Raw genomic sequence first — 12,208 nt, 5'->3', positions numbered from 1 at the left:
ACCGCCCGTCTCAGCTCCGGCGCCAACACGTTCAAGACAATCCTCAAAACCGTCAGCCCCTGAAAAGCCCGGACGAAACAGCGTGGGCAATTACGGTTATTAAAACAGAAATTTGTGACAAATGAAAATAGATATCGAGAGTGACGGTTTTTGCTTCACCGCTTCTGCAGCTCTTTCAGAACCTGATCTACCTTGGTCTCCACCCGGGCCATGCGGTCGATCGTATCGTCCTTGTAGGCTTCTATACCGGAGACGCGGCTCTGCAGAAATTTCACATCTTCTTTGGTGGCGCTGGATTGCTGCAGATCCGAGATCGATCCTTTGATCTCGGTAATGTCCTGCTGGTTCGCGGATGCATCACTGCGTAGCGCGTAATATGCACCAGCCACGCTAAGCGCAAAGGCGGCGGCCGCGATGATGTTGCCAAGTGATATGCGCATGTCGAAGGTTGGCTTTGTCATTCCCAGCATCCAAGGTTCTCGCCGGCGCGATCATTGCCGGTGATGTTGTTGAGCGCATTGCGGTCTGTTGCTTCGAGCGCGATGAAACCGGCCGGGCTAAGGTTGTTCTTCACGAAGGGACCGCAGCTGCTCACACTCTGGCAGCCGGCCGCGATGGCGGAAATAATCAAGACAAAGCTCATAGCCAGATAGCGTTTCGCGTTTCGCATCGTCCTTCACCCTTTCTTTCACCGCGTTGAGTGTATCCTGATTGATGTCGGCTCTTTCCGCCTCACGGCCACCCTCACGTGCATTCGGAACAACGACGAGCTGGAAGACCAGATAAACCATTGCCGCCGCGACAACAGCGCCAGCAAGCGCACCGGCAATGGCTTTGATGTTGCTGAACATCAGAGCTTCCAGCCGTTACGCTTTGCGACCTTGTAAAAGATCTCGGTACCGGCGGCGATCGAGATGCCAATGCCGGTGGCAGCAAGGTTGACAATATCCGGATCGCGCGCCAGCTGATTGCCAAGGCCCCAACTGGTCAGCGCACCGGCGCCATAGCGTAGCAGGATGCGTGCAATCGCACCGTTGAATGCGTGTGTCATATCAGGCCTCCTTGAGAATTTTGCCCTGGGCGTCGATTAGTGGCAGGCTGTCAAAGCCGATCAGCTCCGGCGCGGGGTAATCCATCGGCCAGAAAAACCCGCAGTCAGATGCGCCGGAGAAGGCGCTGACGGAGTAGGACGAGATCTGCACGCGGTCATTCTGGTTGGCGCCAAGGCACGCCAGTTGCCCGTCAGACGTTTGACCAGCTACAAGTGTGACATGGCCGTAGAGCGTGCTGCCGCCGCGCGGCTTGACGGCCACGGCGCCAAGGGCAGGGCCGTCAAGCTCAATGCCCCAGTCTCGCCCATATGATCGCGCCAGTCCGGAGCGCGTGGAACGAAGCCCGGCTTCTTCCAGCCAGCAGCCTATACCGGCGGCGCACCAGGGCGTTTCATCATCATGAACCGGCTGACCGATGGCTTGCCAGTATTCGAGCACACGCAGATTGTGCTTTGGCCCTTTGATCTCTGCCTCGCCAAGATCCAGATAGGCGTTTTTCAGCCAGGGCGGCTGCGGCTGCTTCTCCGTCTCGGCCTCAGCGCCGATCAGTCCGGCAATGAAGGAAAGGATGTCAGCCCAAAGGTTAGTTTCTTCCGGAAGGGCCGGTCGGAAAAGTGCGCTGGACGTTTCAGGGCCGACGATACCGTCAACCTGAAGCCCGTGGGACTTTTGAAAATCCCGGATTGCGGCAATCGTCTTCGGGCCACGCACGCCATCGCGCGGACCGGGATCAAAGCCGCGCGCGGCAAGCTCTTCCTGAACTGCAAGTGTGGAATAGGTCATCTGGATACCGTCATCGCGTTAAACTGAGATCAGTTTAAGCGGCGCGGGATATGGTCAACTGCGCAAGACGATCTGGCCTTGTGCTGGGTTTCGTTTAGTCGAACATCAAAGTTGCTCGATATAAGTCACCCCGTTTACGACGCGCACCAAATCAGGGTGCACGCCTTGTAAGCGATTAAGGCTATTTGTAGATAGGTGACAGGTCATTGTTTGCCCTTACGATATAACGGTTACGCCAGCGGCAGTATTTGCATAAGGGGTAGTAACATTAGAAAAAACATTATACCCGACAAGTCCCGTAGCTGCATTACTAGTCTGTACACCAACAGAACTTCCGTCGAATGATTCAAAAACGTTGTCAGATATCCTAATATTCTTCGCTTGGTCTACAGAAATTGCAACATTTGTAAATTGGATTACGTTATCCGTCACAACAACGTTTGTTATAAAATCAGCCAACCCAAAATCCAACTCTAGGCATGCGTTTGGCGAAACAACACCGGCAAACTCGTTTCCTGTAATTATTACATGTCGAAATTCGCCAGTTATTCCAGTGTCTCGCGTTAACCTAATGTTACCAACGTTGTGATTTTCAAAAGAGTTATTTGAGATAATAAGGATAGACGTGTCGTCATCGCTCTGCATCTGTAGAACGTAACCGAAGTCAGCGCGACCACCTTTGTTATTAACAATACGAGCGCCTCCAGCTTGCAATTGTAGAATACCCGCATAAGCACCGGATACACCTGTATCCCACACGTTACCAGAAATTGAATAGTCCCCATTATCTGGGAAGTCTACATTTCCAAGAACACAGAAGCAATACGCAAAATCAAATGATCTATTCCCCTCTACACTTCCTGCATTACATCGCAAAAACTGAATATCAATGAACCCGTTTTGAAATACATTATTTCTTACAACTGTAGCCAGAGAATAGTTATTTGGTAACACAGAATTATCTATTTTTATTGTAGCTCCGTTAGTCCTGGTAACTGAGGCGAAATAATAAACACCTACATAATTTCCGCCGTAAAAATCTGAACCAATTATAACGTCATTTGTTGCGTGTGTAACGAATACCTTTGACCTCCAGTTGCCCTCTCCAATCAGTCCGTAACTGAATGTATGATTGCCATTTGTTGCAAGGCCGGTAGATGTGGCTGGGATGTACCCCGGGATTCCATTTTCTTCGCAGTACGAAGACAGTCCGTCAAAAGCATCAGTGTCATCCGTGCTTGTGCCATCGTCAACAGCCCCGAACATAAGCGGAGTTGGCTTCAACTCTGCCAACTCATACCAGACAACAGTGACGGCATCGTCAAGAGTGATTGACAATTTACCAGCATGAGCCGGTTCGCTTGCCGCCTTCTTGTACATAGCGCCGCCGCCATCGCCAGAGGCAGAATATCCCGCCGTGCGAATATAATCAGGTGCAATCACCGGCGAGTATGCTTGTGCAGTCGCCAGATTGCTAAATTGAGGGTCAATAACCGTTGTCATTGAGCCTGCGGCAACAATCGCCGCTTTCTTCGATCTTTCTTGGTTCTCTTTGGCGTCGAGAGCGTAACCTTGCGCATTTTCTATTTCATCTATGAGCGGCCCCGCTTCGAGCTTTGCTCCACGCTTTATCAAAGCTCGTTCATCACCAATACCTGCAGCAAGCGTCAGCCCATCCTCGCCATACTCACTTTTGATCGAACGCTGGCGGTCTCGGTCCAGCTCCTGGACGATCAGCAGAAGCCGGTCGAAATCATCGTCGATGGCTTTGGACGAGAAGCGGCCGGAGCGGACAATGGAAAGGACACGTTCCAGAAGGGCTGCCCCCAAAACCAGAATTCGGTCGCCTGGGGCTCTGCCGGAAGAAAAGGTGACGGATCCGCCGATTGGGTTTTCAGCACCTGTGATGGTGTATCCGCTTGTGATCTTCTCCCAGCTGTCATCGACCTCGATAAATACGCTGACATCGATGGCGGCCTGAAACACGAATGGAATGGCAAAGGTCACCTGACCGTCGGCAGCGGTATAGATAGCCCAGCGCGGCTTGTCTTCGATAGGCAGGACAGTGCTCATGAAAAACCCCGGAAAGTTAAGAACCGGGGTCAGTTTTTCATGGGCTTTATCGGGTCAACCGGAATTCAGCGATGCCAATGCGTGCTCACAGTCGTAAAGCTTGTCGGCAATTTCGCCCAGCATCGCAGCGATATTGGCCTGCAGCTGGCGGAAGTCATCCGGCGAGGCCGTTTCGGCAACGAACATCAGCATGTCAATTTCGGCTTTCAGAACAACAAGCTTGTGCTCAAGAATGTGATGCGGTTCGGGCGCGGAATGGTGCGACATGATATTTGTACCTCCTTAAAATTGTACAAATCATGTGCGTAAGTCATAGCTTTAGCCCGTCTTCCCTGATCGCCGCCGATGGTTAATCCATCTTTAGCTTGCACGAGCATCTGGCGTGAAGTCAAACATTCCTGACGTTTTTTTAGATTTCCCTTTAACGTCAGTTTTCCGGCTTTCGCTTTTTCAAGAAGCATGTTTAGTCTCTGCGGGGATTTCTATCGATGGGGATATAAATGCGAAATGTAGTGGCGATCTTATGTGCTGTTCTAGCATCTGGGTGCGTTTCAACCACGCCAACAGGCTATTGGTATCGCGACAGTGACGGCCGCCGGGTCGATGCCACAGAGGCAACACTTGCGACCTTTAATAAGGATCGTGTTATCTGTGACGGGAAAGCTGCTGAGGCGGCAATGACCCGAAGTGTAAATCTTTCAGAATACAACAATCAGCTGATCAATCTTATATTTGATGGTTGTCTTAATGAGCGTGGTTACACCCGAAAGCCTGAATAATTGACCTATGTGGGATAATTTATTGCCGGAGATTGTCGAAACTCTGGTTTTTCGACCAGCAGAATTGGTTGCTTTTGTTCTGTCTGGTGTTCTTTATCTTGGATACTTCATCGGCTCTCTGGCCATTGCCATCTATGCCGGAAAGCTGGTTTATGATCACCTCAGAATTCCGGTTTTGCGGGCGCTGCTTGCCGTAATCGTTGGAGTATGGATCAGCCTTATTCTCTATGCGGCGCAGGTGCCCACAGCTGTTAAATTCATCAAAGCCGTTGAAATGTCCGAGCTTGATTAACTACCGCCGCCTGCCGCTGCCCCAACATCCGGCCCGCGTTCGGGCCGGGCTTCGCCGGGCTTCCACCAGTATTCCTGATCGAACTCGCGCTCAAAGAAACGCTGCTTGCGCTTGAAGGCTTTATTAGCTTCCGGGTCCATCAGATATTGCAGCTGGTCGAAGACAATCCGTTCCCAACCGAGCCGCAGATACCAGATGGTTGAACCCGGCGTGTTGGAGCGCATGAAGCGGTTCAGCTCCCGGCCAAATTTTGTATCTTCGCCATTGGCGAGCTGGATCGCGTTTCCGGCCGTCAGGTTCCAGAGATTATTGGCGCGCTCCACCACCGGCCCGGCCAGTGTGGTGGAAAAGCCGCCGCCATAGCGGTTGACGTTCGAAAACAGGAAGTCACCGTAAATGCCGAGACCACCACCTTGCAGCATGGCAGCACCCCAGAATGACGGATCTTTCATATCCTGTGGGTCGCGGCCTGCCGCCATCTGCTTCAACTGATAGGCCATGGCACCGAAAAGCGTGGTCGAGATCAGCAGAGATCCGGCATAGGCAGCACCTTTGCTCGGATTGTCACCGACCAGCATGTGATGGATGCGCTTGCCGTGCAGCAGCATGAAGACAGCACCAAAGCTTTTGAACTGGGCAAAGGAGCGCAAAACCTCGCCTATGAAGGTGCCGGGGCGGTTTTCATCCACAAGCGCCACCTTGGAGCGGTGTGAACCGGATGGAATGGCGAATTCCGTTTCAGACTGGATCATTTCCAGATAGCGCTCGGAAATCCGGTTGTCGCCGGCATCCAGCATTTCATTCGGCCGGATTATGGTTGCGCCGCCCATATCATGCTTTTTCGTCTTTCGGATCAGATCCCAGTCACGCGAAAGAATGCCGTAGCGTTTCATCGTGTTGCGCAAGGCTTCCGGCAGGGCATCGTAGTTTTTACCGGCATGTTCGGAGACCGTGCGCATGAAGGCCAGGCCAAAAGCGTGACGGCCGGCCTGGCTCCATGGCGTAAGTCCGGAGAGTGACAATACCCGATCGGCGATGAAGCTTGACCAGCCGGGGCCGTCCAGTGTGCCGACATAGCGTGCCTGTGCGTGAAACACATGCATGGCATCGTCAAGGATCAGACCGGCAGCAACGGCTTCTCTTCGGCTGGTTTTGCCAAAGGCCTTGATGATATCGGAAAACGCGCCTCTGGCGTTGATACCGGCAAATTTCCGCGAAATCATCGTGGTGCCAACATCGGAGATTGCCGAGATCGTTGCCGATCCGAGAACACTGGCGGTGATCAGGCTGCGCGTGGCGGCCATACCGGCCGCCCAGCGGCCATTGATCGGCGTTTGCAGCGTGCCGCGCATGGAGCCCCACACGGCATCGATCTTCTTGGTAATGCTGGCTGCCCGGTCTCCGGCCCGTTCCGGTTTTCCGGCAAAGCGGGCAGGGCGTCCGGCGGCTTTCTCCGCTGCCTGCTTTTCCACGGCCTGTTTCAGCCAGTTGATTGTGCCGTTCGGGTTCGGTCCAAGGATCTCCATTGCGGCGATATCTTTTGCTATCATGTTGATGTGGCCCATCATGGATCCGAAAGCATCGCCGCCACCGCCATAAAGGCGTTGATACTCAAGCCAGTTATCGGCATCGCGAAACACCAGAAACCGGTGTTCGCCGCGCTGGTTCGCCAGTGCGCCCTTGCCGAAGGGCTGGCGGGACGGATCCCGCTTTGCCCAGCCGCCTGTGGCAATGCCGGTCCAGACGTCTGTAAGGATATCGTCCAGATCCTTCAGATCCACACTCTTGCCGGTGAGTGGGTGTTTCATGCGGGAAACATCCAGAAGCGGTGTTATATCTTCCTTCCACTTTTGCAGGCCTTTTTTCCTCAGTGCGCGGGCGTCATGGTGCTGTGGCAGGCCCCAGTTTTCCAGCTTGCCGATTGCGCCGCCAGCGGCATTGAAGCGCTGGCGCAGCCAGTCGGCCGTATCGTCCCAGACCTTGGCAAAGTGTTTGGCAGCGGCATCGCCTGTGTCTTCGCCAAAGGCCTCGCGCACAACATTGTCAAGGTCGGCTTTGTTGTGGCGCGCCGCATCGCCAAGCAGTGCCGATCGGCGGAAATGATAAAGCGCGTCATCCATGCGGGCATGTGCCATGCCGATAATCGTGCGCTGACGCCCGGAAACAGATGCAAAGCCCGATGTGCCGAAATGTTCCAGCTTATCCAGTGCCGCCTCGCCAACATCCAGCTCGCCACGCGCGTTTCTGTGGCTGCCGAGATCTGCGGCAAGCCGGTTGATCGATTTAATCGATAGCTTGGCTTTGCGGCGCTGATGCGCGCTTTCAGCACGTAGCAGCTCGGCCAGCGCCTTTTTCGCTTCGGCATCGGCGGTTACTTCGGAATTGGCTGCAAAGCGCCGGCGCATCCGGTCATAGTCGCGCGCCAGCCGTTCTGCGTCGTCGCTGGACAGTATGTTTTCATCAACGGCTTTCGCCAGGCAATCATTCAGGCTCATAGCGGGCAGGCCTCCACCACGCGCGCGGCGCGTTCAATACGTTCCAGCTCATCATTCAGCGCGGCAATTGTCACCGGTGCCTCATCGTCAAAGAAGGGAATTTCCATGTCGTCGGGAATATCGCCCATATCCGTATCGGACAGTTTCAACGCGCGATCGATCTGGCCCGGATTATCCATCCCCCCGCCAAAATCATCGTCGAAGAATGGCATTGCATCGGCGCTTTCCGATGGTTCAACGCCTGCGGCCGCAGCGTCCGGCGCTTCCAGTGTGCGCGCCAGTGCCTCGGCCGGATCCAGATTTTCGGCATTCGCCAGATTGGCAGCACGGATGATCAGGCCATCATCGACAGATGGACCGGCATAGCCAACGATATCGTGCACAAGTGTTTCCACCGCACGGCGTTCGGCCTCTGCAATCGGCTGCGCGGTGACTGTGCGGCTGGCGCTGTCCAGCTTGTCCAGCAGGTCGGAGATCGTGCTTTGCTCTGCCGCTTTTTCCGGCGTGCCGTAAAGATCGTTGAAATAGCCTGCTTCGGCGGCCGCAAGCCGAGAATTGTCCAGTGTGTCACCAGTGTCTTTGACAAGCTTTCCGACAAACGGTTTGTGCGTTCGATCCAGACCCAGCGCCGCCATTTCGCCCTTGAAGTCTTTCACTCCGCCGCGACGCATTAAAAATTCGTCGATTGGCATGTCCGTGTCTGGCGTTCGGGCCGATGCAGCTGTCTCCGGTGCCAGTTGGTCGGCAATGCGGGAAACCTGTACCGGATCTGGCTCAAAGGCAAAGGGGCTTTGTGTCTGGGCGGCTTCCAGCGCGTGGGCGCTCACGCTGTCATGATAGGATATGCGTGCCGGTGGCGGTTTCTGGTTGCCGAAAAGCCGTTCACCTTCCAGCGCATCGAGGGCGCCGCGCGTTTCTGCTGGCAGGTTCGCGCGCATCGGCTGCAGCACTGATGCGGCTGCGTCCATATCGCCGGACAAGGCACGGCGCAAAGGCTCAGGTGTCGTCGCGTCTTTCGCTGTGGCACGCAGGGCGGCACGGGCCTCAGCACTGCGACCGATGGCGGCAAGGCCTTCGCCAAAGGCACGGCCACCGCCACCGAGCACCCCGCCGAACAACGCGGCAAAGCCGACATTTTTCGCCGCCTCGCCAAGCCCGCTTTCAAGTCCGGCCTCTTTGCGCCAGCGCTGCACAAACGGTTCGGTACCAGCCTGCACCACACCGTTTACAACCGCTTCGGATGCGGCGGTCGTCAGGATCCGGCCCGCAACTGTTTTCGCCGCACCGGCACCACCGCCGAACACCAGCGCACCGGTCTGGATCGGATCATTGAACATGGCTGCAGCCCGGCCGCCAAACATCGCCGCCCATTTCGCCGGGCCTTTGGCAGCCGCAATGGTTCTGGCCGCTTCTTCGTCCATATTGCGCGCCAGCGCCTTTGCATCGTCTTCCACCGGTTGATCGGCACGGATCACTTCAGCCTGGTCAGGGTATTTCTCCGCCATCTTGCCAAGCCAGGCATTGAAACCGCTGGCCGTGCGTGAAAATTGCTGTGCCTCGAAAGCTTGACGGTCGCGGCCGGGCCGATAACGCAGTGGCCGCGCTTTCATCGGGTTCACATGGGTCTCGCCCGTGGCTGCGCGGATGGCGGCAATGCGCTCGTCATATGCGCGCGTCATCGCGGTGGAGCGCGAATTGATATTATCGGTCAGCTTGCCGGCTTCGAAACTGGACATGAAGACTTCGCCCAGTGTCGATTGCCCTTGTGCCACCGTGCGCGGATGAAACGGCTCTGCCTCGTAAAGCCACATGCTCATCGCTCTCTCCAGTCTGCCCCGCCGCCGCGTCTCAGGTTCTGGTTCGGGCTGGTCTGGCCGGGAGGCTGCGGTGTATAGCGCGATTGCCCGCGTGCACCTGTGTCAGCCTCCGCTTCACCGGCAGGCGCAATGATGGTTTCGACCGGGCGACTGCCGCGTCTCGTGTCCTGATAGATTGTTTGTGTCCGCGCCTCGATGTCAGCCAGCTGGCGAATGTCCAGCAGCCAGGCGCTGCCATCAGGCTGCACCATGTATTGCGGATCGTCAGAGGCGGCATCGCCAAGCGCCACACGATAGATGCCGTCACCGATACCGACCAGCTGCGCATTGCGGATCCGGTTGATCTGTATTTCAAAATCGCCGCTTTCATACGGCGGCAGGGCGGCAAGCTGTTTGGCAGAGAGGTTGTCCAGCAGTTCCTGCGGTCTGGTTTTCTCCATGTCGGGTGGCACAACGATGCGTGTGTCATTCACATCGGCCAGACCGCCGAAATCACGTCCCTGAATTTTTCGTCCACCCGTCACGCGGTCAAGGATCGAAAGATAGGTTTCCTGCGCGACCGTGCCGTCTTCCTCGATTTCGGACGGATCGAAGCCCTGTTCGTTCGCAGCCTTTTCAAAAAGGATTGCGGCGGTCTGCAGCGCGGCGGATTGCAGGCGCGGCTGACCGGCAAAGGCTGTGCCAAGATTGGGCAGCGCAATTGCAGTTTGATCGGCCTGTGACGGCATTTTGACGGTGAACACTTTTTCCTTTTTCAAGGCCAGCGCACGCGAAACTTCGTCAGCAATTGTCGCATCACCGGTTTCCAGTGATAGTGCCGTGGCATGAGCAATCACCGGGGCCTGGTCGGAAAGCTCGGTCAGCACCGGAACAGCCTTGTCACCAAGTGTATCGATCAGCGTTGCGGAAAAACCGGCAATCGCTTCCGGGTTCTGCATCAGGCTTTCCGAAAGCCGGGCCTGTTCACCGGGCAGGAAGAAGGGCACCGTCCGGCTGTAAAGGCCCGAAACCTGTTTGCGTTGCCTCTGCCGCGTGGCAAGGCTGGCGGAAAGCGCTTCCGGCGTGGAAGGATCGATAGGCGTGATTTCCACCACACCTGCGCGCCCGGCCTGACCAAGCGGGTCTGTCTGTCTTTCTTTCAGCACATCGTCGGCACGCTTGACGGCGGCTGCATAGATTGCCTGCTTTTCAGTATAGCCGGGCTTTCCGGCGCTGGCGTCTGCGTCTGATTTCAGTTCTTCAAGCCTTGTGGCGATATCGGCCGCGTCTTCGGCTTCCATGTTGCGTGTGGCATCGTAAAGCGCCAGCGCCTGTTTTCGCGCATCTTTCCAGTCATTGGCGGCCTCCGGCCCCAGATATCGCTCGACCTCTGACGGCGTCAGGCCGGTATCTGTCGGATCGAGCCCTTTTCCTGTTGCGGTCAGGCTGGCAACATCGTCAGCGATAAGACCCTCGATGTCAGCGGCCTTCGCCTTGAATGCCGTGCGTTCGGCATTGGTCATATCGCTGGCGTCGCGCCGCAGGGTCTCGGATAGCGCCGTAATCTCGCCCATCAGGCGGTCGCCATATTCGCCGATCGACGGATCGTCTGCGATCCACTTATCAACCAGCCCGGCCGCAAATTCTTCCTTGGCCTGTGGTGTTGGCAGCGCATCGTAAACACCTTGGATGCGCGCCCGCGAGGCGGTTATCGCGATATCTTCCTTGAGCTTTTCGCCTTCGGCCAGCGTCACGGTCCCGTTGGCAACGGCGCTGTCGATTGATGCCTGCGCGCCAAGCACCATCTGGCCCACGGCTTCATCGCCGTCACCGTTGGCGCCATAGCCATAAGCCTGCCGCTCGACATTCACCTGCACGGCGGCAATGCCGTCGGTAAATGCTGCCTGTTCTTCTGCCTTCAGCTGGCGGCCATAAGCGGCCGTAATTTGCTGCTGATAGGCGTTGGATCGCTGTGTGATGTTTTGCTCGAAGGCTTCGCGCATCAGTGGATCCGCAAAGGCAGGATCCTGCATATACTGACTTTTGATATCTTCAACCGCTGCAGCAAACCCGGCCGGGTCATTTTCAAATTGCTGCTGGGCGTTGAAAAGGTCAGTCGAAACACCGGCCTGCACCCGCCAGAGATAGGCAGACTGTGCCGCACGGTCATAGGCTTCGCCTGCAATCGTTCCGTCGCGGCGCAGTTGCAGTGGCCGTGGATCTATCCGCGTCTGTGCCTGGGCAGCCAGTGTGCCGATTCCACCCCGCGTGCTGTCATCCTCGATGTGCCAGTTTTCGTTGGAAAGGGGAAATTTCAAACCATGCGCCGGGGCATTGTCGTGAAGCCATTTTACGACGTTTTCCGGCGCTTTGCTGAGTGACTGACCATTATAGGCAAGATCCATGGCCTTGCCGTGATTGTGCTGGCTTTTGCCGGGTGGCGCGACCCATTTTCGGGCAGCCGCCGCCGATCCGTATTTGACAAGAGCATTTTGCCATAGCCGTGCCTGGTGTTCTTCAGAGCGATAGCCCGAATACATGCCAAGACCTGCGCGAATGTCTTCCGGTGCACTCTGCAACAGACTGGCAACCTTGACGGCGAAGTTGTCGTCCAGGCCTTCCGTGTGGCCTTTGTCTTTGTTGGATACGCCCTGAAGAAAGGCTTTTGCGGCAATCGGGTCGCCATTGATGGCGCGGTTTTGCAATCCGTAACCTGTAACGCCATCTGTGTACTGGTCGCCGGCTGCCGATCCGCCGGCAATACCTTTTTCCGTATACGCACGGACCGTCGCATCTTCCGCCAGTTTGTAGAGCCGGTCAGAAAGTGAGCCGGCCAGATTGGCAAGGGCGTTTGATGCGCCACCAGCACCGGCCACTGCTGACGGCACGCCGGATCCTGCGCGGCCTTCGGACTGCAAACGTCTGATTGGTGCCATGG

The 12,208-nt window shown here is 56.1% G+C and carries 10 protein-coding genes; 1 reads left to right on the top strand and 9 read right to left on the bottom strand.

Annotation, left to right across the window (positions count from 1 at the left end; all coding sequences use genetic code 11):
• Window positions 1-155: 155 nt before the first annotated feature.
• The 6 genes from EDC90_RS16750 to EDC90_RS16725 all read right to left on the bottom strand — a co-directional run bounded on the left by EDC90_RS16750 (window position 156) and on the right by EDC90_RS16725 (window position 4,175).
• A complete protein-coding gene (locus EDC90_RS16750) occupies window positions 156-461 on the bottom strand; it encodes a hypothetical protein (RefSeq protein ID WP_132313707.1) in 306 nt (101 codons plus the stop codon).
• A gap of 96 nt (window positions 462-557) precedes the next feature.
• Window positions 558-851 (bottom strand): hypothetical protein, encoded by a 294-nt coding sequence (locus tag EDC90_RS16745; RefSeq protein ID WP_132313706.1) that lies wholly within the window; start codon window positions 849-851, stop codon window positions 558-560.
• Window positions 851-1,051, bottom strand: coding sequence for a hypothetical protein (locus tag EDC90_RS16740; RefSeq protein ID WP_132313705.1), 201 nt, complete (start codon window positions 1,049-1,051; stop codon window positions 851-853). Before EDC90_RS16740 ends, EDC90_RS16745 begins: the two co-directional genes overlap by 1 nt.
• 1 nt (window position 1,052) lies before the next feature.
• Window positions 1,053-1,835 (bottom strand): TIGR02594 family protein, encoded by a 783-nt coding sequence (locus tag EDC90_RS21445; RefSeq protein ID WP_165972875.1) that lies wholly within the window; start codon window positions 1,833-1,835, stop codon window positions 1,053-1,055.
• A 216-nt stretch (window positions 1,836-2,051) separates the two neighbouring features.
• Window positions 2,052-3,908 carry a right-handed parallel beta-helix repeat-containing protein gene (locus EDC90_RS16730; protein ID WP_132313704.1) on the bottom strand — a complete coding sequence of 619 codons (1,857 nt, stop codon included), beginning with the start codon at window positions 3,906-3,908 and terminating at the stop codon, window positions 2,052-2,054.
• Window positions 3,909-3,962: 54 nt separating this feature from the next.
• Window positions 3,963-4,175, bottom strand: coding sequence for a hypothetical protein (locus tag EDC90_RS16725; protein WP_132313703.1), 213 nt, complete (start codon window positions 4,173-4,175; stop codon window positions 3,963-3,965).
• Between the two features lie 534 nt (window positions 4,176-4,709).
• On the opposite strand from EDC90_RS16725, the gene EDC90_RS16720 reads away from it, so the two are divergent.
• On the top strand, window positions 4,710-4,979 hold the full coding sequence (locus EDC90_RS16720) for a hypothetical protein (RefSeq protein ID WP_132313702.1): 270 nt from the start codon (window positions 4,710-4,712) through the stop codon (window positions 4,977-4,979).
• Here EDC90_RS16720 and EDC90_RS16715 read toward each other — a convergent pair.
• The 3 genes from EDC90_RS16715 to EDC90_RS16705 are packed head-to-tail and all read right to left on the bottom strand — an operon-like array spanning window position 4,976 to window position 12,206.
• Window positions 4,976-7,474: a hypothetical protein gene (locus EDC90_RS16715; RefSeq protein WP_132313701.1), complete on the bottom strand. Its 2,499-nt coding sequence runs from the start codon at window positions 7,472-7,474 to the stop codon at window positions 4,976-4,978. The two genes, EDC90_RS16720 and EDC90_RS16715, sit on opposite strands and share 4 nt — an antisense overlap.
• The gene (locus EDC90_RS16710; RefSeq protein WP_132313700.1) at window positions 7,471-9,291 is read right to left on the bottom strand and encodes a hypothetical protein; all 1,821 of its coding nucleotides are present in this window, start codon (window positions 9,289-9,291) and stop codon (window positions 7,471-7,473) included. The genes EDC90_RS16715 and EDC90_RS16710 overlap by 4 nt, the downstream gene beginning before the upstream one ends.
• Complete coding sequence (locus EDC90_RS16705; RefSeq protein ID WP_132313699.1) at window positions 9,288-12,206, bottom strand: M15 family metallopeptidase; 2,919 nt, start codon at window positions 12,204-12,206, stop codon at window positions 9,288-9,290. The genes EDC90_RS16710 and EDC90_RS16705 overlap by 4 nt, the downstream gene beginning before the upstream one ends.
• Window positions 12,207-12,208: the final 2 nt, after the last annotated feature.

The sequence above is a fragment of the Martelella mediterranea genome (assembly GCF_004342225.1).
GTDB classification, from domain to species: domain Bacteria; phylum Pseudomonadota; class Alphaproteobacteria; order Rhizobiales; family Rhizobiaceae; genus Martelella; species Martelella mediterranea_B.
Note: the sequence above shows the minus strand (reverse complement) of the source record. Positions and strands in the feature narration are given on the sequence as shown.